This is a genomic window from Croceibacterium xixiisoli, from assembly GCF_009827305.1.
Lineage (GTDB): Bacteria > Pseudomonadota > Alphaproteobacteria > Sphingomonadales > Sphingomonadaceae > Croceibacterium_C > Croceibacterium_C xixiisoli.
In genome coordinates this window covers 279,195-304,570 of record NZ_WTYJ01000002.1, presented here as the reverse complement: position 1 = coordinate 304,570, position 25,376 = coordinate 279,195, and the positions used below count along the sequence as shown (strand labels likewise).

The 25,376-nt window shown below is 64.8% G+C and carries 27 protein-coding genes; 11 read left to right on the top strand and 16 right to left on the bottom strand.

Going from position 1 to position 25,376, the window contains the following annotated elements:
* Positions 1 to 117: 117 nt before the first annotated feature.
* Together GRI97_RS10510 and GRI97_RS10505 are read left to right on the top strand one after the other, a co-directional pair.
* Entirely contained in the window at positions 118 to 879 is a 762-nt protein-coding gene (locus GRI97_RS10510; RefSeq protein WP_161391143.1) for a MipA/OmpV family protein, read from the top strand.
* 86 nt (positions 880 to 965) lie between these two features.
* The gene (locus GRI97_RS10505; RefSeq protein ID WP_161391142.1) at positions 966 to 1,271 is read left to right on the top strand and encodes a hypothetical protein; all 306 of its coding nucleotides are present in this window, start codon (positions 966 to 968) and stop codon (positions 1,269 to 1,271) included.
* A 63-nt stretch (positions 1,272 to 1,334) separates the two neighbouring features.
* Here GRI97_RS10505 and cobT read toward each other — a convergent pair whose 3' ends face one another.
* Both cobT and GRI97_RS10495 read right to left on the bottom strand, forming a co-directional pair.
* Positions 1,335 to 3,155, bottom strand: a complete 1,821-nt coding sequence (gene cobT, locus GRI97_RS10500; protein WP_161391141.1) for a cobaltochelatase subunit CobT — start codon at positions 3,153 to 3,155, stop codon at positions 1,335 to 1,337.
* A gap of 98 nt (positions 3,156 to 3,253) precedes the next feature.
* Positions 3,254 to 3,973 (bottom strand): DUF4197 domain-containing protein, encoded by a 720-nt coding sequence (locus tag GRI97_RS10495; protein ID WP_161391140.1) that lies wholly within the window; start codon positions 3,971 to 3,973, stop codon positions 3,254 to 3,256.
* 77 nt (positions 3,974 to 4,050) lie between these two features.
* On the opposite strand from GRI97_RS10495, the gene GRI97_RS10490 reads away from it, so the two are divergent.
* Entirely contained in the window at positions 4,051 to 6,216 is a 2,166-nt protein-coding gene (locus GRI97_RS10490; RefSeq protein ID WP_161391139.1) for a primosomal protein N', read from the top strand.
* Here the strand turns inward: GRI97_RS10490 and GRI97_RS10485 are convergent.
* Together GRI97_RS10485 and ada are read right to left on the bottom strand one after the other, a co-directional pair.
* Complete coding sequence (locus GRI97_RS10485) at positions 6,201 to 7,130, bottom strand: CPBP family intramembrane glutamic endopeptidase (protein WP_161391138.1); 930 nt, start codon at positions 7,128 to 7,130, stop codon at positions 6,201 to 6,203. The two genes, GRI97_RS10490 and GRI97_RS10485, sit on opposite strands and share 16 nt — an antisense overlap.
* The gene (ada, locus tag GRI97_RS10480) at positions 7,099 to 8,148 is read right to left on the bottom strand and encodes a bifunctional DNA-binding transcriptional regulator/O6-methylguanine-DNA methyltransferase Ada (RefSeq protein ID WP_161391137.1); all 1,050 of its coding nucleotides are present in this window, start codon (positions 8,146 to 8,148) and stop codon (positions 7,099 to 7,101) included. The genes GRI97_RS10485 and ada overlap by 32 nt, the downstream gene beginning before the upstream one ends.
* Before the next feature lie 230 nt (positions 8,149 to 8,378).
* Here ada and GRI97_RS10475 point away from each other — a divergent pair, with 230 nt between their 5' ends.
* From GRI97_RS10475 to GRI97_RS10445, 7 genes are all read left to right on the top strand, one after another.
* Positions 8,379 to 9,923, top strand: a complete 1,545-nt coding sequence (locus GRI97_RS10475) for a S1C family serine protease (protein WP_328598536.1) — start codon at positions 8,379 to 8,381, stop codon at positions 9,921 to 9,923.
* 137 nt (positions 9,924 to 10,060) lie between these two features.
* On the top strand, positions 10,061 to 10,615 hold the full coding sequence (locus tag GRI97_RS10470) for a F0F1 ATP synthase subunit delta (protein WP_161391135.1): 555 nt from the start codon (positions 10,061 to 10,063) through the stop codon (positions 10,613 to 10,615).
* A 14-nt stretch (positions 10,616 to 10,629) separates the two neighbouring features.
* Positions 10,630 to 12,159: a F0F1 ATP synthase subunit alpha gene (atpA, locus tag GRI97_RS10465; protein WP_161391134.1), complete on the top strand. Its 1,530-nt coding sequence runs from the start codon at positions 10,630 to 10,632 to the stop codon at positions 12,157 to 12,159.
* 24 nt (positions 12,160 to 12,183) lie between these two features.
* Positions 12,184 to 12,810 carry a LysE family translocator gene (locus GRI97_RS10460; protein WP_161391133.1) on the top strand — a complete coding sequence of 209 codons (627 nt, stop codon included), beginning with the start codon at positions 12,184 to 12,186 and terminating at the stop codon, positions 12,808 to 12,810.
* A gap of 4 nt (positions 12,811 to 12,814) precedes the next feature.
* Positions 12,815 to 13,693: a F0F1 ATP synthase subunit gamma gene (locus GRI97_RS10455; RefSeq protein WP_161391132.1), complete on the top strand. Its 879-nt coding sequence runs from the start codon at positions 12,815 to 12,817 to the stop codon at positions 13,691 to 13,693.
* 24 nt (positions 13,694 to 13,717) lie between these two features.
* Complete coding sequence (gene atpD, locus GRI97_RS10450; protein ID WP_161391131.1) at positions 13,718 to 15,175, top strand: F0F1 ATP synthase subunit beta; 1,458 nt, start codon at positions 13,718 to 13,720, stop codon at positions 15,173 to 15,175.
* Positions 15,176 to 15,177: 2 nt separating this feature from the next.
* Positions 15,178 to 15,435, top strand: coding sequence for an ATP synthase F1 subunit epsilon (locus tag GRI97_RS10445; protein WP_161391130.1), 258 nt, complete (start codon positions 15,178 to 15,180; stop codon positions 15,433 to 15,435).
* A 66-nt stretch (positions 15,436 to 15,501) separates the two neighbouring features.
* On the opposite strand, the gene GRI97_RS10440 is transcribed toward GRI97_RS10445, so the two are convergent.
* The 12 genes from GRI97_RS10440 to GRI97_RS10385 form a co-directional block, all read right to left on the bottom strand.
* Entirely contained in the window at positions 15,502 to 16,104 is a 603-nt protein-coding gene (locus GRI97_RS10440; RefSeq protein WP_161391129.1) for a hypothetical protein, read from the bottom strand.
* Positions 16,105 to 16,190: 86 nt separating this feature from the next.
* Entirely contained in the window at positions 16,191 to 16,784 is a 594-nt protein-coding gene (locus tag GRI97_RS10435) for a DUF938 domain-containing protein (protein WP_161391128.1), read from the bottom strand.
* The gene (locus GRI97_RS10430; RefSeq protein ID WP_161391127.1) at positions 16,781 to 17,467 is read right to left on the bottom strand and encodes an NAD(P)H-binding protein; all 687 of its coding nucleotides are present in this window, start codon (positions 17,465 to 17,467) and stop codon (positions 16,781 to 16,783) included. Before GRI97_RS10430 ends, GRI97_RS10435 begins: the two co-directional genes overlap by 4 nt.
* An 18-nt stretch (positions 17,468 to 17,485) precedes the next feature.
* On the bottom strand, positions 17,486 to 18,646 hold the full coding sequence (locus tag GRI97_RS10425; protein WP_161391126.1) for a deoxyguanosinetriphosphate triphosphohydrolase: 1,161 nt from the start codon (positions 18,644 to 18,646) through the stop codon (positions 17,486 to 17,488).
* A gap of 72 nt (positions 18,647 to 18,718) precedes the next feature.
* Positions 18,719 to 19,414, bottom strand: a complete 696-nt coding sequence (locus GRI97_RS10420; protein ID WP_161391125.1) for an aspartate/glutamate racemase family protein — start codon at positions 19,412 to 19,414, stop codon at positions 18,719 to 18,721.
* A gap of 70 nt (positions 19,415 to 19,484) precedes the next feature.
* A complete protein-coding gene (locus tag GRI97_RS10415; protein ID WP_161391124.1) occupies positions 19,485 to 20,957 on the bottom strand; it encodes an NAD(P)(+) transhydrogenase (Re/Si-specific) subunit beta in 1,473 nt (490 codons plus the stop codon).
* The gene (locus GRI97_RS10410) at positions 20,957 to 21,274 is read right to left on the bottom strand and encodes an NAD(P) transhydrogenase subunit alpha (protein ID WP_161391123.1); all 318 of its coding nucleotides are present in this window, start codon (positions 21,272 to 21,274) and stop codon (positions 20,957 to 20,959) included. Before GRI97_RS10410 ends, GRI97_RS10415 begins: the two co-directional genes overlap by 1 nt.
* 2 nt (positions 21,275 to 21,276) lie before the next feature.
* Positions 21,277 to 21,852 (bottom strand): hypothetical protein, encoded by a 576-nt coding sequence (locus tag GRI97_RS10405; protein ID WP_161391122.1) that lies wholly within the window; start codon positions 21,850 to 21,852, stop codon positions 21,277 to 21,279.
* Positions 21,853 to 21,867: 15 nt separating this feature from the next.
* Complete coding sequence (locus tag GRI97_RS10400; RefSeq protein ID WP_161391121.1) at positions 21,868 to 22,992, bottom strand: NAD(P) transhydrogenase subunit alpha; 1,125 nt, start codon at positions 22,990 to 22,992, stop codon at positions 21,868 to 21,870.
* Positions 22,993 to 23,004: 12 nt separating this feature from the next.
* The gene (locus GRI97_RS10395; RefSeq protein ID WP_161391120.1) at positions 23,005 to 23,139 is read right to left on the bottom strand and encodes an aa3-type cytochrome c oxidase subunit IV; all 135 of its coding nucleotides are present in this window, start codon (positions 23,137 to 23,139) and stop codon (positions 23,005 to 23,007) included.
* 129 nt (positions 23,140 to 23,268) lie between these two features.
* On the bottom strand, positions 23,269 to 23,454 hold the full coding sequence (locus GRI97_RS10390; RefSeq protein ID WP_161391119.1) for a hypothetical protein: 186 nt from the start codon (positions 23,452 to 23,454) through the stop codon (positions 23,269 to 23,271).
* A 117-nt stretch (positions 23,455 to 23,571) separates the two neighbouring features.
* Positions 23,572 to 23,724: a hypothetical protein gene (locus GRI97_RS10385; protein ID WP_161391118.1), complete on the bottom strand. Its 153-nt coding sequence runs from the start codon at positions 23,722 to 23,724 to the stop codon at positions 23,572 to 23,574.
* 218 nt (positions 23,725 to 23,942) lie between these two features.
* On the opposite strand from GRI97_RS10385, the gene GRI97_RS10380 reads away from it, so the two are divergent.
* Complete coding sequence (locus tag GRI97_RS10380; protein WP_161391117.1) at positions 23,943 to 25,361, top strand: sigma-54-dependent transcriptional regulator; 1,419 nt, start codon at positions 23,943 to 23,945, stop codon at positions 25,359 to 25,361.
* Positions 25,362 to 25,376 lie beyond the last annotated feature (15 nt).

Below are 25,376 nucleotides of genomic sequence, written 5' to 3'. Positions count from 1 at the left end.
CCCTCCTTCCCGGTGCAGGTCATGGATCGGCCACAAGTAAACTTGCGAGTTGCCTTTTCAAGCGCGGCGAATAAGGAAACTCATTAGTGTCGTTTATCACCTCAGACAGGATGCCCCATGCCCGGACCCGCTGCAATCTTGCGCCAAGCCACCCTTGCCGGCGCTGCTCTGCTGGCCTGCGGTGCCACCAGTGCCCAGGCGCAGGACAGCGATCGGGTTACCCTGGGGGTCGGGGTAATTGCCGCCCCCGGCTATCAGGGATCTGATGATTACCGCGTGCTGCCCGCGCCGATCATCGATGTGCAGATCGGCCGCTTCTTTGCGGGAATGAACAATGGCGTGGGCGTGCATGTGATCGACACGCCCGATCTGAAGACGGGCGCCAGCGTCACCTTCGTGCGCGGCTATCGCCGGGGTGATTTGCCCGATGGGCTGGATACGCTGGCCGACGCAGCCGGGGCGCGTCTGTTTGCTTCTGCCCGGCTGGCCGGCATATCGGCCGGCATAAGCGCCACGCGCAGCCTGGGCGGCACCGCCGGCACGGTGGCCGATCTGTCGCTGTCCTATCCGATCCGGTCGGGCGAGCGGCTGATGCTGATCCCCTCGGTTTCGACCAGCTGGGCCAGCGACAAGGCGATGGACCGTTACTTCGGGATCACCGCCGCGGAGGCGCAGGCATCTGGTCTGGATGAATTCCACACCTCCGCCGGTTTCCGGGACATGACCGCCAGCATGACCGCCAATTATCGCCTGTCCGGCCGGCTCAGCCTGGTCGGGATGGCCGGGATGACGCAATTGTTCGACAAGGCGGCCGACAGCCCGATGGTGAAGCATCGCTGGCGTCCGATGGGTCTGGTTGGCGTGACCCACCGCTTCTGACCGATGACCGCTGTCGGAGGGCAGGAAACCAAACGCCTCGGCTTGCGTTCGGGGCAGGTGATCCACAATGTCCGAAAGGGAAGACGATGCGTAAACAGCTGAGCATGGTGCTGATGGCCCCGATCGCCCTGGCGCTGGGCGCCTGTTCCGAACAAACCGAACAGCAGGCCTCTGCCGCCGCAGAATCTGCCGGACAGGATATCGAAGCCAATGCCGCCGAAGCCGCCAACGCCATCGGCAGCGCAGCCGACACAGCCGCTGCCAAGGCCGGCGAAGTGGCCGACGACGCGTTGGCAGCGACGGATGAACTGGGCGACAAGGTCGAACAGAAGACAGCCGAAGTGGAAGCCAGCGCGCACAATGAATCGGTCGCGGAAGCCAAGGCCGACTGATTTGCGGACGCAATGAGCATGACCAATTTCCTGGAGCGTCGCGCTGTGGCGCTCCAGGCACAATCAATCCACCTCGAACAATCCTGCCAGCTGTTCGATGATCGTCCCGCCCAGCTGCTCGACATCCATGATCGTCACTGCCCGCTTGTAATAGCGGGTCACGTCATGGCCGATCCCGATCGCCACCAGTTGCACCGGTGACTGCTTCTCGATCCAGTCGATCACCTTGCGCAGATGCTGTTCGAGATAGCCGGCGCTGTTGACGCTCAGGGTGGAATCATCGACCGGTGCGCCGTCGGAAATCACCATCAGGATCCGCCGGTCTTCCGGCCGGGCGAGCAGACGGGAATGGGCCCACAGCAGGGCTTCGCCGTCGATGTTTTCCTTCAGCAGTCCTTCGCGCATCATCAGGCCGAGGTTCTTGCGCGCCCGGCGCATGGGTTCGTCGGCTTTCTTGTAGATGATGTGACGCAGATCGTTGAGCCGCCCCGGCTGGGCCGGCTTGCCCGTGCCGAGCCATTTTTCCCGGCTCTGCCCGCCCTTCCAGGCACGGGTGGTGAAGCCCAGGATTTCGACCTTCACTCCGCAGCGTTCCAGCGTGCGGGCCATGATGTCGGCGCTGATCGCGGCGATCGAGATCGGCCGGCCGCGCATGGAACCGGAATTGTCGATCAGCAGGGTGACGACGGTATCCTTGAATTCCTGTTCCTGTTCGCGCTTGTAGCTGAGCGAATGGCCGGGGCTGATCACCACGCGCGCCAGCCGCGCGGCATCCAGCAGCCCTTCTTCCTGGTCGAAATCCCAGCTGCGGTTCTGCTGTGCCATCAGGCGGCGCTGCAAGCGATTGGCCAGACGGGTGACGACGCCCTGCAGCCCGGTCAGCTGGCTGTCGAGATAGGCGCGCAGGCGATCGAGTTCCTCGTAATCGCACAGTTCCTGCGCCTCGACGACCTCGTCGAATTCCTCCGTGAAGCTGTTGTAGGCAAAGCTTTCGGGCAGATCTGTCCAGGGCCGGTTGGGGCGCACGGGCATCATGCCCTCTTCCCCCTCGTCCCCCGGATCGCCTTCGGTCATTTCTGTTTCGGATTCGGTTTCCTGCGACTGGTCTTCGTCGCTTTCGCCTTCTCCCTGTTCGCCCGCGACAGGTTCCTGGCGGGTTTCCTCCCCGCTGTTCTGCTCTTCGTCGGTGCCCTCTTCCTCGTCACCGCCGGGGTGGTCTTCACCCGGTTCATCTTCACCTGGCTTGTCGATTTCTTCGCTCTGGACCAGTTCCAGATGGCGCAACAGATCGAGCGAGAGCGCCTGAAAAGCGCGCTGATCATGCAGCGAAGCCGCCAGCTGTTCGAAATCATCTCCACTGCGGCTTTCGATGAATTCGCGGACCATTTCGACGCCAGCCTGCGCCGCCAGCGGGATCGGCTGGCCGGTCAGCTGTTCGCGCAGCATCAGCGCCAGGGCGGAGGGCATCGGCACCTCTTCCGAGCGCGTGGCGCGGGTGATCGGGTCCGCCCGCATGCGCAGTTCGGTTGCCGTCTTCAGATTGGCGCGCATCCCGGCGTAATCATTTTCGCCGATCGCCTCGTAACGGACCTGTTCGATCGCATCATAACAGGCGCGTGCCGAAGGTTCCGTGGGGGCACCGCGCCGGTGCAGCCCCTCGTTATGGTGCCGCAGGCGGAGGGCAAAGCTGTCAGCAAATCCCCGTGCCTCGCCCGCCTGTTCGGCCGGCAGCGAACGCCCCGGCATCGGCACGCGCAGCGCATTGCCCTGCAGGGCCGGGGCATCGGCCGTCCAGTGCAGTTCCAGTTCCGGTTCACGCGCAATGGCCCGTGCGGCGCCGGTAAGCGCCAGCCGGAAACGATCAAGGGGGGTCTCACTTGCCAAGGTACTACCGAATGCTCCGGTGCAATGTGTTTGCAATTGCCCCCTATATGCACCGAACCCCGCCAGAGCCAAGCATGCGCGGTCAGGCGGCGCCTTTCCTACAGCGCGCCGGACGCCCCGAACACGCTGATCAGCACGGGATCGCGCGTAGCGGCGGGATTGGCGCGAATGGCCGATTCCTCCCGCCCGATTTCCTGCCAGATCGCATCATTCACCCGGCCGGCGAAATTGTTGACCAGCCCGGCGGTATCCACCCCGGTCAGCCCGGCCAGCAATTGCGCCATCAGCGGATCCTGCGCCAGCCGCAGCGCGTCACCCATGCCCGGTACCATGGCATTGACCAGCGCCATGCCCATTTCCTGCCGCAAGAAGCTGGTGGCCGCCGTCGGCCCGCCGCGCACCAGCGCCAGGGCATTGCTGACCCCGATAGAACGAACCGCCTCCGTCACGATCGGGGCCGCGCGATAGGAAGCATCGACCGCGATATCGGCCACCACGCCTTCCATGCGCGATTTGAACAGCGCGGAGGTCAGGATGCTGCCCAGCACATCGCCGCGCGCGCCCAGATAGGATGACAGGCCCAGTTGCCGCACCGATTCGTCCCAGAACCCGCCATCGGCCGTCAGCCGCACAAAGGCCCGCTCGCTCGAGAGCACCAGCATGCGCCGGATCGCCTCGGTCAGGCTGAAGCCGCCCATGCTGGTACAGCCGGGCAGCGCCAGCGCGCCACCGGCGGCCAGCGCACCGACCAGAAAGTCACGGCGGTGCACGGCCGGTTCGGCGGCTACATCGTTGAGAAGCAGGCTGTTGGCAGTCATCGGCAAATCCTTTCCTCTGCAATCGCGCGCGTGGTCCTTGCCCCGGCGATTGCCCATTGCCCATATAGGGCCCATCCATGAACCGCGTCCGACTTATCATATTCAACGCCGCGCTCGGTCCGCTCGATTATCGCGTGCCGGATGGCATGACAGTGGAGCCCGGCAGCGTGGTCGTCGCACCGCTGGGGCCCCGGCAGATTGTCGGCATCGTCTGGGAAGAGGATCGCCTGCCCGCGCAATCGGTTCCCGATGCCAAGCTGCGCCCGCTGCTGGGCGTGCTGCCGGTGCCGCCGCTGCGGCCCCAGTTGCGGCGGCTGATCGAATGGACGGCGGAGTATTATTGCGCCCCGATGGCGGCGGTGGCGCGCATGGTGCTGTCGAGCGGCGGCGCGTTGAAGGGCCCCTCCACCGTTACTGAATATCGGCTGTCCGGCGGCATGCCCGAACGCATGACCCCGCGCCGCGAACAGGCGATTGCTGCGCTGGAGGGCGAACAGGCGACCATGCGCGAACTGGCCGGAATGGCCGATGTCAGCGAGGCCGTGCTGCGGGGGCTGCTGCAACAGGGGGTGCTGGAACCGGTGCAGGTCGATTGCGATCGCCCCTACCCCCGCGCCAGCGCCAGCTTCGCCCCGCCCGATCTCTCGGCCGATCAGCAGGGTGTAGCCGACCGCTTCATCGCAGCGATGGAAGAGGATCGCTTTGCCCCCTTCCTGCTGGATGGGGTAACCGGATCGGGCAAGACCGAGACCTATTTCGAAGCCGTTGCCCATGCGCTCGATCATGGGCGGCAGGTGCTGGTGCTGCTGCCCGAAATCGCCCTGACCGAGGCGTTTCTACGCCGGTTCGAGGAGCGGTTCGGCGTGGCGCCGATCGTGTGGCACAGCGCGCAGAAATCGACCGAGCGCCGCCGTGCCTGGCGCGCGATCGCCGCCGGGGACGCGCAGGTGGTGGTGGGCGCGCGATCGGCGCTGTTCCTGCCCTATGCGCGGCTGGGGCTGATCGTCGTCGATGAAGCGCATGAGATCAGCTTCAAACAGGATGATGGCGTGCGTTACAACGCGCGCGATGTGGCGGTGATGCGCGCGCGGTTCGAAAAGATCGTCGTGGTCCTGGCCAGCGCCACCCCGGCACTGGAAAGCCTGCAGATGGCCGAAAGCGGGATCTACACCCGGCTGGTGCTGCCGGGCAGATATGGCGGGGCCACGCTGCCATCGATCGCCACCGTCAATCTGACCGAGGAAAAGCCTGAACGCGGCCGCTGGCTGGCGCCGACGCTGGTAAAGGCGCTGTTCGCGCGGATGGAGCGGGGCGAACAATCGCTGCTGTTCCTCAACCGCCGGGGCTATGCGCCGCTGACGCTGTGCCGCCATTGCGGCTATCGCTTCAAATGCCCCAATTGCAGCGCCTGGCTGGTCGAACACCGATTGTCGCAGCGGCTGGCCTGTCATCATTGCGGCCATGAGACCAAGCCGCCGCCGGCCTGCCCCGATTGCGGCGAAGGCGACTGCATGGTCGCCTGCGGCCCCGGGGTGGAGCGGATCGCCGACGAAGTGGCCGAAATCCTGCCCGATGCGCGAGTGGTGGTGGCGACATCGGACACGCTCAACACGCCGGAAAAGGCCGCCGAATTCGTTGCCCAGGCCGAAGCGGGCGAGATCGATGTGATCGTCGGCACCCAGCTGGTGACCAAGGGATTTCACTTCCCCGAACTGACGCTGGTGGGGGTGGTCGATGCCGATCTCAGCCTGGAAGGCGGCGATCTGCGCGCGGCGGAGCGCACCTATCAGCAGGTGGCGCAGGTGGCCGGCCGGGCCGGTCGCGGGGCCAAGCCGGGCGAGGTGCTGATCCAGACGCGCCACCCCGATGCGCCGGTGATCGCCGCGCTTGCCGCCGGGGATCGTGACGCCTTCTACAGCGCAGAGACCGAGGCGCGGCGCCATGCCGGGGCTCCGCCCTTCGGCCGCTGGGCCGCGATCATCATTTCGAGCGAGGATGAAAACGAAGCGCGCGAGGCGGCCAATCGGATAGGTGCGACGCGCCCCAGCCTGCCCGATGTGGCGATCCTGGGCCCGGCACCCGCGCCGCTGTCGCTGCTGCGTGGTCGTTATCGCTATCGCCTGCTGATGAATGCGCGCCGCAGCGCCGAGGTGCAGCAGGTAATCCGCGACTGGCTGGGTGCGCTGAATTTCCCGCAAGGCGTGCGGGTCAGCGTGGATATCGATCCCTACAGCTTCGTCTGAGCAGAACCGGGCAACCAGCCGAAGGGCACGATCCGCCCGCGCCGCACCGCCAGTCGCAGCAGGGTTAGGCCCGCAACGGTCGAAACGCCCAGCGCCACCAGCGATGCCTCCAGCCCGAAGGCGCCACCGCTCAGCCAGTCCGGCCCGGTGCTGCGGCTGATGAACAGGCCGATCGGCGGTTCGCCGCCCGATACCGGAATGCTGAAAACCCAGCCTTGCGTGAAATTCCACGCGGTATGGATGCCGATGGCCAGCCATAGCCGCCCGGTCAGCATATAGGCCGCCCCCAGCAAGACCCCCGCCTCAACCACCAGCGCGGCCGCCGCCGACAGCGTGGCGCCGTCATTGGTCAGATGCGCCAGGCCGAACAACAAAGAGGTTACCGCCAAAGCAAACCAGCTGCCCGCCAGCCGTTCCAGCTGATGGAAGATCAGCGCCCGAAACAGCGTTTCTTCCAGCACGCCCGACATGATCGCCATGCCCAGCAGTTCCGCCCATTGGGTATCGGCCGGGGCACGGATGCCGCTGATCTGATAGTCGCCGACCAGGATCACCAGTCCGGCGGCGAGAGCAAACAGACCCGCCCCCAGCATCAGCCCGCCGCCGAGTTCCATGGCGGCCCCGCTGCGGGAAAAATCGCGATGCGGCACACGTTCGACCCAGCGTTTGAAATCACGCCAGACGAAGGGAATGGCCGCGGCGACCGCGCAATTGGCGATCAGCACGCCCAGCGGGTGGCTGGTGGCGAGCAGGCCATTGACGATCATGCCCACCAGCATGACCGCAAGGATGATCGCGACCAGCCCCAGCACGATCAGCACCAACGGGAAATCGACCACCCGACGGATGATGCCCGGCTGTCGGCGGTTTGCGGTGGCGGGTTCAGCCGGCGGGGGGAGTGTCGGATCGGTCATCGCGTTCCTTGTCGAGCAGCGCGCGCTTGATTTCCAGCCCATAGGCATAGCCACCCAGAGAGCCGTCGCTGCGCACCACACGGTGGCACGGGATCAGCACCGCGACATTGTTTGCGCCATTGGCGCTGCCGGCGGCGCGTACCGCTTTCGGGCTGCCGACGGCGGCGGCGATTTCGGCATAGGATCGGGTTTCGCCCGCCGGAATGCGGCGCAGTTCCTGCCACACTTTCTGCTGGAACGCGGTGCCTTGCACATCCAGCGGAATATGCTGCGCCTGTCCGGGTTGCTCCACCGCGTCGACCACCTGCTGCAGCAATTTTGCGAATTGCGCGCTCCCCTGGCGCAGTTCCGCCTGGGGGAACCGTTGTTGCAGCGCTTCCACCCCTTCGTTGAAGGACAGCCGACACACGCCCTTGGCCGTCGCCGCGACCAGCATGGGGCCGAGCGTGGTTTCCACCACCGCCCAGTCGATCGCCACGCCTTCACCCCCGCGGACCCATGCCGATGGTGCCATGCCCAGTTTTCCTTCCATCGATTGGTAAAAGCGCGACGGGCCGGAAAACCCGGCGTCATAGATCGCCGCCGTGACATTGCCTTCGTCGCTTAGTGCATCACGCGCCCGTTCTTCACGCAGGGCGCGGGCATAGGCGGCAGGCGAAAGGCCGGTGGCGCGAGTAAACAACCGCTGAAAATGGCCGGGGGAATAACCGGTCAGATCGGCCAGATCCGCCAGCGAGGGGCTGCTTTCGGCCAGCTTGATGGCCGCGATCGCTTGTTCAACCGCGGCGCTGTCCCGGCTGACATCATCGGGCAGGCAGCGCCGGCAGGGGCGCAATCCGGCTTTCGCGGCGCTGGCGCCATCGGCGAAGAAGCGCACATTGTCCCGCCGGGGATGACGCGCGGCGCAGGATGGCCGGCAATAGATGCCGGTGCTCAGCACCCCGGTCACAAACCGGCCGTCATAGTGGCGATCCCGCCGCTGGACGGCCGCCCAGGCTTCTTCGCTATCGATCTGCATGCAGCGTTCCGGCCCGCTCTTCCCGTCAGACTCCGCCCCCGGATCCGGAAGCAGGTCATCGGTGCTATAGCGCGTTGCGGGGCAAAAGTGATTCAGCATCGCCATCATCCTGTCTGTCTCTGCCAAAACACTGCCCCAGACCCGCAATCCATGCGTCCCGCCGCTTGCGCTCAAAGCAAAGCAGCGCGAAAAGGCGCCCCGTGACTTGGGGCAAAACATCTTTCGCAAAAGTGGCACGGCTGATCCTGGCCCTGCCGCTGCTGTTGCTGGCTGTTCCTGCCGGGGCAGACCCGGCGGATATCGACGCGGCGACGCGCGGCGTGGTCCGCATCGTGCTGATCGCCAATGAGGGCGGGCAGATGGTGCCGATCTCCCATGGGACCGGCTTTGCCATCTCTCCCGAACGGATCGTCACCAATGCCCATGTCATCGCCGAAGCGCGCGACGACGCGGAGATTTCGATCGGAATCGTGCCATCGGATGGCGTCGACGCCGTCTATGCCCGGGTCATCGCCTTCGCCCCCCGATCCGACCTGGCCCTGCTGGCCACCACATCCCCGATGAAGCTGCCCCCGCTCACGCTGGCGAGCGCGCAACCCGATGACAGCAGCGCCGTCACAGCAGTCGGCTATCCAATGAATGTGGAACGGGCGCAGGGCCTTTCCACCTCAGACGTGTTTCGGGCGCAGCCGCCGGTGAAGAGCACCGGCTTCCTGTCCGGCCGGCGGCCGACCCGCGAATTCGATTCGCTGCTGCACACCGCCTCCATCGCGCGCGGCAACAGCGGCGGCCCATTGCTGGACAGTTGCGGCCGGGTGGTTGGCGTAAACAGTTTCGGGGCTGAAACCGGTGGCGCCGATGCCGAATTCTTCTTTGCCGTTTCCACGCGCGAACTGCTGAATTTCCTGCGTGAAAACAATGTCACCCCGCAGGTGAACGGCATGCCCTGCCGCAGCCTGGCGGATCTGGATGCCGATGAAGCCCGGCGCACCGAACGCGAACAGCAGGCCAGCCAGGCCCGCGAACGGGCCAGCGCCGAAGAAACCGCCCGGCGGTCCGACCTGGCCCGGCGGGACATCGAATTTGCCCTGCTGAACGAACGCGACAACCGCGCCGCCATCGCTTTCCTGCTGATCGCCATCGCCTTTACCGCGGGCGGCGCCGCCTGGCTGGCCCATGATCGCGGCCATCAGCGCAATCGCGCCATCGCCGGCAGCATCGTGCTGGTCGCCGTGTTCGGGGCCGGCTGGGCCTGGCTGGCGCGGCCTGGTTTCGATCAGATCGAAGACCGCCTGCTCGAACACATGAAGGCGGAAGTCGATGCCAGCGCCGATGGCGCAACAGGCGCAGGCGGCAAGCCGCGCACCACCGGCAGTTTCATGTGCGTGCTCGACGCCGACCGCAGCCGCGTGACCGGGGCCAACACCGATGACCTGCCGTTCGAATGGACCAACAGCGGCTGCGTGAACAAGCGCACGCAATATGGCCTGGCCGACGGCGAATGGTCGCGCGTGTTCGTGCCGGATGATGAAGCATCGGTTTCGGTGAATCGATTCGATCCCGAAAGCGGCGAATATCGCGTGGAACGTTTCCTGCTGAACCGCGAATCCATGACCCGCGCGCGGCAGGCCCGTAGCGAATATCAGGCCCCCGCCTGCAACGCCGGCGGCGAGGCTGCGGCAGAGCTTGGCGCGCGGCAAACTGCGATCCGTTCGCTGTTGCCGGAACGGCCGAATGAAAGGCTTGTTTATAACTGCAAGGCCACCGGGGGCTGACGCCTTCCCACCCCGGCTTGCATCACCCGTGACCCGATGCTAGGCGCCCGCCAATCCTGCCGGGGTGCTGAATTCAGCGCCCCCTTTGTGGCAGGTCAGCAATACCCGTCCATACGGACTCAATGAGGACATCGCGCGTGGAGCTTTCCGCCGGTATTCAGGCAAGCCTAGCAGGGCGGTACGCAAGTGCCCTGTTCGATCTCGCGAGCGAGGCTGGCACGGTGACTGCCGTCGAAGCCGATCTCGCCACCTTCAATTCCGCCCTCGCCGAATCGGCAGATCTGCGCAGCCTGATCCGCAATCCGGAAATCGGCAGCAGCCAGATCGGCAAGGTTCTGGCCGCGCTCGCCGCGAATTTCGGTCTGTCGGACGTGACAACCAAGTTCCTGGGCGTGCTGGCCCAAAACCGTCGTGCAGCCGAACTGCCGGCGATCATCCGCGCATTCCACACCATCGCTGCCGCGCAGCGGGGCGAAGTTGCCGCGGAAGTCGTCAGCGCCCATCCGCTGACCGACGAACAGCTTTCCGGCCTCGAGCAGAAACTGCGTGCCCGCGAAGGCCGCACCGTCAAGCTCAAGTCCCGGGTCGACCCGGACCTGCTTGGCGGGCTCGTCGTCACCATCGGATCGAAGCGCATCGACAGCTCGATCCGCACCCGTTTGAATTCGCTCGCCCTGGCCATGAAGGGCTGATGAAAGGCTAACCAATGGATATCCGCGCCGCAGAAATCTCCAAGGTCATCAAAGACCAGATCGCCAATTTCGGCAATGACGCTGAAGTAAGCGAAGTCGGTTCGGTGCTGAGCGTCGGCGACGGCATCGCGCGCATTTACGGGCTGGACAAGGTCCAGGCCGGTGAAATGGTCGAATTCGCCAATGGCGTTCAGGGTATGGCGCTGAACCTCGAAGCCGACAATGTCGGCGTCGTGATCTTCGGCTCCGACGCCGAAATCCGCGAAGGCGACAGCGTCAAGCGGACGGGCACCATCGTGGACGTTCCCGTCGGCAAGGGCCTGCTGGGCCGCGTGGTTGACGCTCTGGGCAATCCGATCGACGGCAAGGGCCCGATCGTGGACGCCGAACGCCGCCGCGTCGAAGTGAAGGCACCGGGCATCATCCCGCGCAAGTCGGTGCACGAACCCGTGCAGACCGGTTTGAAGGCGATCGACGCCCTGGTTCCGGTTGGCCGTGGCCAGCGCGAACTGATCATCGGCGACCGTCAGACAGGCAAGACCGCCGTCGCGATCGACACCTTCATCAACCAGAAGGAAGCCAACGCCGGCACCGACGAAGGCAAGAAGCTGTACTGCATCTATGTCGCCGTGGGTCAGAAGCGTTCGACCGTCGCGCAGATCGTGCGTCAGCTGGAAGAAAACGGCGCCATGGAATATTCCATCGTCGTTGCCGCAACCGCTTCGGAACCGGCTCCGCTGCAGTATCTGGCGCCCTATACCGGCTGCGCCATGGGTGAATTCTTCCGCGACAACGGCATGCACGCCGTGATCGTGTATGACGATCTTTCCAAGCAGGCCGTTGCCTATCGTCAGATGTCGCTGCTGTTGCGCCGCCCGCCGGGCCGCGAAGCCTATCCGGGCGACGTGTTCTATCTCCACAGCCGCCTGCTGGAACGCGCTGCGAAGATGAACGAAGACAATGGCGCCGGTTCGCTGACCGCCCTGCCGATCATCGAAACCCAGGCGGGCGACGTGTCGGCCTATATTCCGACCAACGTGATTTCGATCACCGACGGCCAGATCTTCCTCGAAACCAACCTGTTCTATCAGGGCATCCGTCCGGCGATCAACGTCGGCCTGTCGGTCAGCCGCGTCGGCGGTGCCGCGCAGACCAAGGCGATGAAGAAGGTGTCCGGCTCCATCAAGCTGGAACTGGCCCAGTACCGCGAAATGGCGGCCTTCGCCCAGTTCGGTTCTGACCTGGACGCCGCGACGCAGAAGCTGCTGAACCGTGGTGCGCGCCTGACCGAATTGCTCAAGCAGGCGCAGTTCAGCCCGATGCCGTTCGAAGAACAGACCGTGTCGATCTTCGCCGGCACCAATGGCTATCTCGACACCGTGCCGACCAACCGCGTCACGGAATATGAAGCAGCCATGCTGACCTATTTCCGCAGCGAACATGCTGACGTGCTCGCCGAAATCCGCGACACGAAGGCGTTCGACGATGGCGTGAAGGGCAAGACCAAGGCTGCGCTCGACGCGTTCGCCAAGACGTTTGCCTGATCGCAGCGGAACTGAACTGACTGCATGCTGACGCTGCAAACCCTTCTGGCCTGGACTGCCCTTGCGGCAGGACTGGTGCTGTTGCCGGGGCCGGACACCTTGCTGGTGGCCGGTCATTCGGCACGCAGCGGCACGAAGGCGGGAATGCAGGCGATCGGTGGCATCCTGTTGGGCGGCGCCTTCTACATGGCGCTGTGCGGTTTCGGTTTCCTGTCGGTGCTCAATGCGGTGCCGGGCCTGTTCCTGTCGGTGAAGATCGTCGGGGCGATCTATCTGGCCTGGCTCGGCTTCACCATGCTGCGGGGCGCGCTGCGCCCCTCGGCCGGGGAAACGCAGCCACGCATGCGGCTGGGCGGATCGCCCTTCACCCAGGGCTTCGTTAGCACCGTGCTCAACCCGAAGCTGGCGATGTTCTTCCTGGCCGCCCTGCCGCAATTCGTCGGCACCGGCCCGGATGCGCCCTGGCAGGGCATGCTGCTGATCGGGATCGTCTATGTGCTGGGCTTCGTCTGGTGCGTGGCGCTGATGCTGGTTGCCACCCGAGCTGGCCGGCGCGCCAGCCAGAGCCGTGCAATGCGGTGGTTCGAAGGCGCCATGGGCGTCGGATTTGTAGGACTTGCGGGCCGTCTGGCCCTCACTCGGAACGTTTGAGACAATGGCTAGCCTTAAAGAACTCAAAGGCCGCATCAACTCGGTCAAATCGACCCAGAAGATCACCAAGGCCAAGCAGATGGTCGCTGCGGCCAAGCTGCGTAAGGCGCAGGCCGCTGCCGAAGCTGCCCGCCCCTATGCCGAACGGCTGGCAGGCGTGATGGCCAGCCTGGCCGGCAAGCTGGCAGGCCAGAACAATGGCCCGCTGCTGCTGCGCGGCACCGGATCGGATCAGCGGCATCTGCTGGTGGTCGTGAATACGGACAAGGGCCTGTGCGGCGGCCTCAACTCGGTGCTCGTGCGTGCGGCAATCGCCAAGGCACGCGAACTGATCGACGCCGGCAAGGACGTGGAATTCTATCTGGTCGGCCGCAAGGGCCGCGCGCCGATCAAGCGCGCCTTTGCCGACAAGGTGGGCACGCAGTTTGACACCTCGAACGTGCGCCAGCCGGGCTTCGACGAAGCCGAAGCAATTGCCGATGAAGTCATCGCCAAATACGAAGCCGGCCAGTTCGACGTCGCGCTTCTGGTCTACCCGATCTTCCGTTCGGCCCTGGTGCAGGATCCGACCGTGCAGCAGATCATTCCGGTGCCGGCCCCGGCCGTTGCCAGCAATGCGGCATCGGGCGCAGTTGTCGAATATGAACCGAGCGAGGAGGCGATCCTCGAAGAACTGCTGCCGCGTTACCTGAAGACGCAGATCTTCGGCGCACTGATCGAAATCGCCGCATCCGAACAGGGCGCTTCCATGACCGCGATGGACAATGCCACGCGCAATGCCGGCGATCTGATCAACAAGCTTACCGTACAGTACAACCGCAGCCGCCAGGCCGCGATTACCACCGAACTCGTCGAAATTATCGCCGGCGCAGAAGCGCTCTAAGGCATCGAAGGCAAGGAAACGAAAATGGCCACCGCCCCTGTGCTCAACCAGACCACCAACGGCACCATCAGCCAGGTCATCGGCGCTGTCGTCGACGTGACCTTCGAAGGCGAACTGCCCCCCATCCTCACCGCGCTGGAAACGCAGAACGGCAATACCACGCTGGTGCTCGAAGTCGCCCAGCACCTGGGTGAAAGCACCGTGCGCACCATCGCCATGGACGGCACCGACGGCCTGACCCGTGGTCAGCCGGTGGTCAGCACCGGCGCCCAGATCTCCGTGCCGGTCGGCCCCAAGACGCTCGGCCGTATCATGAACGTGGTCGGCGCGCCGATCGACGAACGCGGCCCGATCGGTGCCGACCAGTTCGCCCCGATCCATGCCAAGGCACCGGAATTCATCGACCAGTCGACCGAAGCGGCCATTCTGGTCACCGGCATCAAGGTCATCGACCTTCTCGCCCCCTATGCAAAGGGCGGCAAGATCGGCCTGTTCGGCGGCGCTGGCGTTGGCAAGACCGTGCTGATCCAGGAACTGATCAACAACATCGCCAAGGGCCATGGCGGCGTGTCCGTCTTCGCCGGCGTGGGTGAACGTACCCGCGAAGGCAACGACCTTTACCACGAATTCCTCGACGCCGGCGTCATCGCGTCGGATGCCGACGGCAACCCGACCTCCGACGGTTCGAAGGTGGCCCTGGTGTTCGGCCAGATGAACGAACCGCCGGGCGCACGTGCTCGCGTGGCTCTGTCGGGCCTGACCATGGCGGAATATTTCCGCGACCAGGAAGGCCAGGACGTGCTGTTCTTCGTGGACAACATCTTCCGCTTCACCCAGGCTGGTTCGGAAGTGTCGGCTCTGCTGGGCCGTATTCCTTCGGCTGTGGGCTATCAGCCGACCCTGTCGACCGACATGGGCGCGCTGCAGGAACGCATCACCTCCACGACCAAGGGTTCGATCACCTCGGTGCAGGCCATCTACGTTCCCGCAGACGATCTTACCGATCCGGCGCCGGCAACCTCCTTCGCCCACCTCGACGCAACCACCACGCTGAACCGTGCGATTTCCGAACTGGGCATCTACCCGGCGGTTGACCCGCTCGATTCCACCAGCCGCGTGCTGACCGCCGCCGTCGTTGGCCAGGAACATTACGACACGGCCCGCCGCGTTCAGGAAACCCTGCAGAAGTACAAGTCGCTGCAGGACATCATCGCCATTCTGGGCATGGACGAACTGAGCGAAGAAGATAAGCTGACCGTCGCCCGCGCGCGCAAGATCCAGCGCTTCCTGTCGCAGCCGTTCCACGTTGCCGAAGTCTTCACCAACATCCCGGGCAAGTTCGTCCAGGTGGAAGACACCGTGCGTTCGTTCAAGGCCGTGGTCGATGGTGAATATGACCATCTGCCGGAAGCTGCTTTCTACATGGTCGGCGGCATCGACGAAGCCATCGAAAAGGCCAAGAAGCTGGCTGAGGAAGCCTGATAATGGCCCTGCATTTCGAACTCGTCACACCGGCCAAGCTGGTCCGTTCGGAGGATGTCCACATGGTGGTTGTCCCCGGAACGGAAGGCGAGTTCGGTGTGCTGGAAGGCCATGCGCCTTTCATGTCGACCATCCGTGACGGCGCGCTGCAAATCTTCCGCACCGCCGGCGGCACGCCCGAAACGATCCAGGTTCGCGGCGGCTTTGCCGAAGTGAGCGAAACCGGGCTGACGGTTCTGGCCGAACATGTAGACGGCTGAGCCGACTGCAACACCGAATACGAAAAGGGCGCCATTTCGGCGCCCTTTTTTGTGCCCTGCCCCGTTTCAGTCGGCGAGAACGCCGGGCAGGTAATCTTCCTGCACATAGGCCAGCGGACGGCCATCCGGCAGGGTGAGCACCGCGCGCTGATCGAACAGCACCGCCGGCAGCACGCCCCCTTCGTAATAGCGCCGCGCCCCCAGCGACCGGCGCTGAAAATTGAGCGGCCCGACCGCGCGGCCGAAGGCGATATCGGTGGTGCGCAGCGTGGTGAAAATCTCCGCCGGCATGCGAGAAGGCACATACCACAGCCGCGCTTCGGACAGCACATGGTTCCCGCACCGCAGCCGGACATGGCGCAACACCACCTGTTCGCTCACCGGCACGGCCAGCTGCTGCGCCACCTCGGCAGAGGGTGTGATCAGATCATCGGCGAGCTTATCCGCCACCACCGAACTGGCCGGCGCCATGTCCCGGCTCTCGCACCATTGATCGAGCGCCAGCGTGGCGGAATTGGCCGCCTCGATCCGGCTCTGCAGCGCCACCACATCCGCCATGCGCGGATCCTGTGCGGGAGCGGCAGTCGCATGGTCAGGCGCTGGGCCCGCCGCGCAGGATGCCAGCAGCAGGGCAAGCGTTCCAAAGGCGACAGATCGGATCAGCGTCATGACGGAAATCTCGCTTGTTCCGGGCTGACCGGCAAGCGAGATCTACAACGACCGGTTCAATTTTCGACCGACGCTCCCGTCCACCCTCACCCCTTGCGATAGACGAGCATCAGATTGTTGGCCGGCATTTCCACCCGCCGTGTGCGCCTGAGGCCATGCCCGGCCGCCAGCCGGTCCATATCCGCCAGGTCGCGCAGGCCCCATTCCCGGTTACGATCCTTGAGTGAGCGGTCAAAGGCCCGGTTGGACGGAACGGTTTCGACCTCCGCCTCCAGATAGGGACCATAGAGCACCAGCGGCGCGCCTGCGGGCAACAGCGCCGCCGCCCCGCGGAACAGGCCGATGCTGGCCGCCCAGGGGCTGATGTGGACCATGTTGATGCACACCACCGCGTCCGCCGCCTGTACGGGCCATTCGGCTGCAGCGGCATTCAGCAACAGCGGCGGCAGGAGATTGGGCAGGTCAGCCTCTTCCCGCCAGGCGGCGATCGATGCCAGCGCGCCGGCATCGGGGTCGCTCGGCTGCCAGGCCAGATGCGGGAAGCTGCGCGCAAAATGCACCGCATGTTCGCCGGTACCGCTGGCCACTTCCAGGATCTGGCCGCTGTCCGGCAGTTCTTCGGTCAAGATGGCGGCAATCGGTTCGCGGTTGCGGTCCGTTGCCGGGGCGTGGCCCTTCATCGCCTGTCCTCCTTGCGCGCGAGCCGTTCGATCGCGTCATGTTCATGGGTGAAGCGCCCGCCCGCGCGGCTCATCGCCCCGGTCAGGGCGGCCTGTGCAACGTCATCGGCCGCGATCGAGCGGTAACGGCGCCTTTCCCCGGTCATCAGCCGGTCCGCCAGCGGACTGACCAGCATGGCCAGGCGTTCCAGCACCCTTGTATCATTTTGCCTTGTGCCGCGCAGCAGGCCAGGGCGCAGGATGTCGAGCCGGCGGAACCCCAGCCGCCCCACGGCCGCCTCCGTCTCCGCCTTGACCCGCAGATAGAGCGTGCGGCTGGATATTTCCGCCCCGACCGAGGACACCAGCACGAAGTTTTCGACCCCATTATCCCGGCAGGTCTGCGCCACGGCCAGCACCAGATCATGATCGACGGCACGAAACGCCGCTTCATTGCGCCCGGATTTGGCCCAGGTGCTGCCCAGGGCGCAAATGGCGCTGTTGGGAGAGATGGCCGCGATGGCATCGCCCCAGCCCAGCGTATCGGCCACCACCATTTCCATCCGCGCGCCCGGCGGCAGCGGCGTTTCCCGCCGCCCCAGCGCGATCAGCCGCATGCCAGGCGTGGTCATGGACTGGCGCATGACCGCGCCGCCGATCAGGCCACTGGCGCCCACCAGCAGAATGCGCCGCCGTTCCGCCATCAGCCGGCCCCGAACCCATCAGACATTGGACAGCCCATCGGGTGTACTACCGAACAATTCGCGGTAGCGGGCAATGGCATAGCGATCGGTCATTCCGGCAATGAAATCCCCGATCCGGCGCGCGCGCTGCGGTTCTTCATTGCCGAGTTCCCGCGCCCAACCATCGGGCAGCAGCGCGGGATCGCCGTGATAGGCCGCGAACAGCCGGGCAATCACATGGTTGGCGCGCTGTGCCGTGCCCAATTGTTCGGGATGATGATACAACCGCTGGTAGAGAAAGCGCTTCAGCTGCCGTTCGCAGGCGGCCACATCCGGCGAAAATCCGACCAGTGCCCGCCCGGCCCCGGCCACATCGGCCATGCTGGTAATGCCCACCAGATTGGCGCGGGTGTTTTCGATCAGATCATTGACCATCCAGCCGATCTGATCGCGCACCAGTTCGCGCAGCAGGATGGGCCGGTCCTGACCGGGAAAACGTTGTTCGATCGCGCGCCAGCGGTCGGCCACGAAATCCAGCGTCAGCAGATCGTCGAGCAGCAGGAAGCCCGAGCGTACCCCGTCATCGATATCGTGATTGTCATAGGCGATATCGTCCGACAGCGCCGCAATCTGCGCCTCCAGCGAGGCGTGGCTCGCCAGATCGAGCGGATAGGCCGCGTCGAGTTCCTGCAGTGCCCAGCGCGGGTGCCGCACCGGGCCATTGTGCTTGGCCAGCCCCTCCAGCATTTCCCAGCTGAGATTGAGCCCGGGGTGGGAGCAATAGGGGCTGTCCAGCCGCATCAGCGTGCGCAGGCTGTGTTCATTGTGATCCCAGCCGCCGAATTCCTTCAGCGCCTGTTTCAGCGCATCCTCCCCCGCATGGCCGAAGGGCGGATGGCCGATGTCATGCGCCAGGCACAGCGCCTCGGTCAGATCCTCGTTCACCGCCAGCGCGCGGGCGATGACGCGCCCGATCTGCGCCACTTCCAGGCTGTGGGTCAGGCGAACGCGATAATGATCGCCATCGGGGGCGATGAAGACCTGCGTTTTGCCCGCCAGCCGACGGAAGGCGATCGAATGGATGATCCGGTCGCGATCACGCTGAAAGGCGCTGCGCGGTCCGCGCATGCCGTTGCGTTCCTGAGGGAATTCACGACCCCGCGACAGGGCGGGGTCGGCGGCATAGGGCGCACAGGACATGCGCCGTTGGCTAGGCGCAGACGCCCCAGCTTGCAACGTGAACGGAAGGCGAACCTTCCGCCTGTCCGTGCCTCAATCCCGGCCCAGCAACCATTCGGCGCCGGCCCGGGCATGGATGCGCGCGCTGTCATAGATCGGCAGCACATTGGCATCGACATCGACCACCAGATTGAATTCGGTGCAGGCCAGCACGATGGCTTCGGCGCCTTCCTGTTCCTTGACCGTGATGATCGTCTTCATCAGCCGCTCCGCATCGCGGGTGGCCTTGCCGACCATCAGCTGATCATAGATCAGCCGGTCGAGATCGGCGACGATCTTCATATCCGGCGGCAACAGATCGACGCCATGTTCCACCAGCCGCCGGCGATAGAAGCTTTCGGTCATCACATTGCTGGTGCCGAGCAGGGCCGCACTCTTGACCTGATCGGCCTCCATCGCCTTGCCCACGCATTCGGCGATATGCAGCACCGGCACGGAAACGGCAGCGGCGACCTTGTCGTACACGCGGTGCATGGAATTGGCGGCGATCAGCACCATGCCGGCACCCGCTGCCTCAAGCCGGCGGGCGGAACCGGCCAGGATTTCGGCGGCACGGTCCCAGTCGGCCTGTTCCTTCAGCGCATAGAGCTGCGCGAAGTCGAGGTTTTCGATCAGCAGCGGCGCGCTGGAGCGAAGCCCGGCGGTGTGCTGCACAAAGGTGTTGATCTCATCGAAATAATTGCGGGTCGAAACCCAGCTCATGCCGCCGATAATACCCAGCTTGCGCAAGTTTCATTCCCTCATCTGACTGGCCGGTGCGGCATAGCCTGCCGCACCGGAAAACGCGTGATCCCCGGCCTCAATCGGCCAGGGCCTTGTTGATCTCTTCGACCATCTTCTTGGCATCTGCCAGCAGCATCATGGTCTGGTCCATGTAAAACACGTCATTATCCACGCCGGCGTAACCCACGCCGCCCATGCTGCGCTTGATGAACATCACCGTCTTGGCCTTGTCCACATCGAACACCGGCATGCCATAGATCGGACTGCTCCTGTCCGTCTTGGCCGCCGGATTGACCACGTCATTGGCGCCGATAATGAAGGCGACATCGGCCTGGGCGAATTCGCTGTTGATGTCTTCCAGTTCGAACACATCGTCATAGGGAACATTGGCTTCGGCCAGCAGCACATTCATGTGCCCCGGCATGCGCCCGGCCACGGGGTGGATCGCATATTTGACGCTGACGCCCTCATGCTTGAGCAGATCGCCCATTTCACGCAGCGCGTGCTGGGCCTGCGCCACCGCCATGCCATAGCCGGGGATGATGATGACGCTTTCGGCCTGTTTCAGCATGAAGGCCGCATCATCGGCGCTGCCCTGCTTGTAGGGGCGCTGTTCGCGCGCCTCCCCACTGCCGGCCGCTGCCTCTGCCCCGAAACCGCCGGCGATCACGCTGATGAAGCTGCGGTTCATGGCGCGGCACATGATGTAGCTGAGGATCGCGCCCGATGATCCGACCAGCGCGCCGGTGATGATCATCGCGCTGTTGTGCAGGGTGAAACCCATTGCCGCCGCCGCCCAACCGGAATAGGAATTCAGCATGCTGACGACCACCGGCATATCCGCCCCGCCGATCGGGATGATCAGCAGGAAGCCGATGACAAAGGCCAGCGCCACGATGATCCAGAACGCCAGCCCCTGCCCCGGCCCGGCCTGCGCCGCCAGCGCATAGGCGGCGGTCAGCCCCAGGATCGCGACCAGCGTGCCCAGATTGATGACATGGCGCGCGGGCAGCAGGATCGGCGCGCCGGACATATTGCCGTTCAGCTTGGCAAAGGCGATGACCGATCCGGAAAAGGTGATCGCGCCAATCGCCGCGCCCAGCGCCATTTCCACTCGGCTGACCGCCAGGATATTGCCATCTAGGCCCAGAATGCCGAAGGCCAGCGGATTGAGGAAGGCCGCCACCGCAACCAGCACCGCCGCCAGCCCAACCAGCGAGTGGAAGGCGGCCACCAGTTGCGGCATGGCGGTCATTGCGATCCGCCGGGCGATGACGAAGCCGATCGCCCCGCCCACGGCAATGGCGCCGAGAATTTCGGGCAGGCTGGCGATTTCATGCGTGATCAGCGTGGTGACCACAGCGATCAGCATCCCGGCCATACCGAAGCGATTGCCCCGGCGGCTGGTGGCCGGGGATGACAATCCGCGCAGCGCCAGAATGAACAGCACGCCGGCGACCAGATAGGCCAGTGCGACCCAGGAATCGACCAGCCGCGCGGCATCGGCGGCAATGCTGAGATCGGTGGTGTTGGCGGGGGGCAGGACCATCAGGCTTTATCCCCCTTCCCGGCGCCATCTCTGCCTGGACGATCCTTCTTCTTGTACATTGCCAGCATGCGTTCGGTGACGGCAAAGCCACCGAAGATGTTGACGCTGGCCAGCACCACCCCGGCCAGGCCAAGCCACTTCGCCGCCGGGCTGCCATTGGCCGCAGCCGCAACCAGCGCCCCGACGATGATGACCGAGGATATGGCATTGGTCACCGCCATCAACGGCGTGTGCAGCGCCGGGGTGACCGACCAGACGACATAATAGCCCACGAAGCAGGCCATCACGAAGATCGACAGGATGCTGATGAAATCCATGGTCAGGGCAGCCTCTGGTTGCACATGTCGAAATGGCCTTCCCCATCGTGGAAACAGAGCAGCCCGTCAGCAATGTCCTGCGCATCGGGCGCTTGCCAGACCATCTTGCCGGTTTCGTCGCGGCTGCCCCAGGCGAGCTGGAACATCAGATAATCGGCTGGAAAGGGCGAATTTTCTGCCGCGTCATGGGTGAAGAAAGTCGCCTCCGCCGCGCCGTCCCCCTGGGTCAGCACCAATTGCCGCGTCTTGCGGAGGAAATCGGCCGGCACCTTGCCATCGGCGCAGAGCAGGTCAACCGCATGGTCGAATTCCGACCGTGCCCGGGCAAAGGCCCGGTCCGCATCAGCATCCAGCGGCAGATTGGCCGAAGCGAAGCTCTTGCGATCGACGATCACGCTGTCTGGGCGCCAGCATTTGACGGGGGTGGCGACGGGCGTCGGCACCACCACTGGCACCTCCGCCGCCGGGGTTGATGCAACCGGCGTTTCCGGCGCCGAAGAGGAGGCTGCCCTGTCCTGACAGCCGCTCAGGGCCAGCAACAAGCCGCCCATGATCCAGCCGTGTTTGCCGTGTCGCATCCTTCCTCCTGCCGATCAGGCCGCCTCAAGCCTTTCGCTGACCACTTTCCCACCCTGCGTCAGTCGCACGGCATTGCCGATTTCATCATCCAGCACCGGGCGCCCGGCATCCTTGTCCCAGAAGGCGGACAGAAAATTGTAGTGATTGCGCGCGAACAGCGCGCTGGCATCGGCCGGCAGATGGGCGGGCGTGTTGGCATAGCCGATGATGGTTACGCCATGGCGTTCCACCCGCTGATCGGCCACCGACCCTTCGACATTGCCGCCCTGCGCCACGGCCAGATCGAAAATCACGCTGCCGGGGCGCATGCTCGCGATCTGCGCATCGCTGATCAGGCGCGGCGCGGCCCTGCCCGGGATCAGTGCGGTGGTGATCACGATATCCTGCTTCGCGATATGGCTGGACACCAGTTCCGCCTGCGCGCGCTGATATTCTTCCGACATTTCGCTGGCGTAACCGCCTGCGCCCTCACCCTCGATCCCGGCAACGCTTTCAACGAAGATCGGCTTGGCGCCCAGCGACTGGATCTGTTCGCGCGTGGCGCTGCGCACATCGGTGGCGGAAACCTGCGCCCCCAGCCGGCGCGCCGTGGCAATCGCCTGCAGCCCGGCCACGCCCACGCCCATGACGAACACCCGCGCGGCGGAGATCGTGCCCGCCGCCGTCATCATCATCGGGAAGGCCCGGCCATAGGCGTCGGCTGCGGCGATCACCGCCTTGTAGCCGGCCAGATTGGACTGGCTGGAAAGAACATCCATGCTCTGCGCGCGGGTGATGCGCGGCATGAATTCCATGCTCAGCGCCTCGAGCCCAGCCGCGGCATAGGCATCGACCCGGGCGCGCATGGCAAAGGGATCGAACAGCGCAGCCACCCATGCGCCGGGCGCCGCGCCTGTCAGGCCGGCGGGATCGGGCGCCTGGATGGCCAGAATAATGTCGGCGCCCGCCACCGTCGTGGCGGCATCACCGATATGGGCACCGACATCGGCAAAGGCCTGATCGCTGATCGAGGCCGCCGTGCCCGCGCCGTTTTCCACTGCAACCTGCGCGCCGAGAGCGGTGAATTTCTTCACCGTCTCCGGAATAGCGGCAACCCGCCGCTCACCAGCGGCCTGTTCTTTCAGAACCGCGATGCGCACAGGGGCAGCCGATCAGGGCGCAATCAGAATGACGACCAGCGCCACCAGCGCCGCGATCAGTGGCACGGACCACTTCAGCGTGCCGATGAAGCTGTTGTAGGTGCTCTGTGCGGCCTTCATATCGTTCGCCGATTCACTCTGTGCCATCTGGCGTCTGCCCCTTGATCTTCGAAAAAATGGTTCTGCAATGGCTCTATCGGCTGAAACGCCGGTTCTCAACCCCTGCGTAATTGGGCCTTTTGCGATCAGCCCGATTTTCATCCGCTCGCGACAGCCTCAACGCCCAAAATCGAACATGTGCGGTGGCCCTGCGTCGATCCGGTCGATCCGCATTATCTCGATCTGGCAGTGATAGGCGCCCAGATGGCCGAAAGACCCAGGTTTTGTGGCTGTCCGCCCGATCCCTTCGATCCACAACTCTCCGCCTTGCGGGCCGCTGTTCTGCGCATCGACTTCCGACAAGCGCGCGCGGGGTTCTTCCGCGAACCGAACCCAGCAGGCCTGCCTGTTTCGCCGCGGGATGGCCAGGCACTCTGAGCGCGGTTTTTCGCAGGGGTAGAAATCAGCGCTTTCTTCCCCTCAGAGGTATTGCCCCCGCAAGGGCTCCACCGCGCCATAGTCCGGGGCCTGCACGCCATCGGGCAGGGCTGGATCCCCTTCGCCAGCCTGGCATGCCGAGCTGCTCAGAGCCATCAGCGAGAGGAAAACGATCCTGAGGCACAACTGGGTCATCCTTCCCACTCCGTGTCGATGGTCGTGCCCGGCATCATTCCGTCATCGACCTGAACGATCCCTGGAATGTATCAGCCTATCGAGATGCCATTGATCCGCAAGCCGCCCGCCCACGAACGGCAGCGCATGTTTCTGCGAAAACCATGCGGAACGTTTATTTGCCATTTACCCCCGCAGTTTATGCCAAACCCCGCACAGGCAGTGAGGTTGCAGGAATAATGGCCGAAGTCGAACAGCGATTGCTGATGCTGATTGACGATGAACCGGCACAGAGCCGGCTGATTTCCGCGCTTGCCGCGCGGGATGGCTGGCGGACCCTGGTCGTGCGCGATTCGGAAACCGCCATCGCCACCTTGGGCACGCGTCAGGGCATGCAATTGTCCGCCATCATCCTGGACCAGTGGGTCCCGGGCGATGCCGCCTGCGAACTGATCGCCGAACTGAAAGAACGCCGCCCCGCGCTGCCGATCCTGATGCTGACCACCAGCACCAGCCCGCTGCTGGCCGTGGAAGCCATGCGCGCCGGTGCCACCGATTACCTGGTCAAGCCGGTCGCGCCCGACCGGATGATGCAGGCGCTGCTGAACGCCACCACGCGCGAAGCACCGCAGGATGAACTGACCCCGCTGACCGAAAAAATGGGTGCGGCGCTCGATTTCGATGCGATGGTCGGCACCTCGCCCTCCTTCCGTGCAGCGCTGGCCAAGGCGGCCAAGACCGCGCGCGGCCATGGCGCAGTGCTGATCGAAGGGGAAAGCGGCACCGGCAAGGAAATGCTGGTCCGCGCCATGCAGGCCGCCAGCCCGCGCGCCCGTGCCCCGTTCCGCACCATCAATATTGCCAGCATCCCCGGCAACAGCCTGGAATCGGTGCTGTTCGGCCATGAAAAGGGCGCCTTTACCGGCGCCTTCGACCGCCAGGTCGGCGCCCTGCAGCAATGCGACGGCGGCACGCTGGTACTGGATGAGGTGGACCGGCTGAGCCTGGAACTGCAGGACCGGCTGCTGGAGGCGATGACGCTGCGCAGCGTGCGCCCGATCGGCGCCAGCCACAGCTTCAAGGTGGATGTGCGGATCATTTCCGCCAGCAATATCTGGCTGGCCGACCTTTCTGCCGCCGGCCATTTCCGGCCCGAATTGCTCAAGCTGTTGTCAGCCACGGAAATCGTGCTGCCCCCGCTGCGCGAACGGCCGGGCGACATTTCCTCCCTCACCCGCCATTTTCTGGCCCGCATCGGTGAACAGCCGGGCCTGCGCGAACTGGGCATTACCGATGGCGCGCTGCAATTGCTCAATGCGTTCGACTGGCCGGGCAATGTCCGCCAGCTTCAGGCTGTGCTGTTCCGCGCGGCCGTGTTCTGCGACGGCAATGCGCTGACCACGCAGGATTTCCCGCAACTGTCCGAAATGATCGGCGATCTGCTGGATGGCGCCCGCCCGCTGCAGCAGGGGGCCGGGGTGGAACTCTACACCCAGGACGGCAATCTGCGCCCGCTGGAAGATATCGAGGCGGATGTCATTCGCCTCGCCATCGGCCATTATCGCGGCCGCATGACGGAGGTGGCGCGCCGGCTCGGCATCGGCCGATCAACACTCTATCGCAAACTCAGCGATCTGGGGATCGACAACGCCGCCTGACGGGCTGCCCCAGTT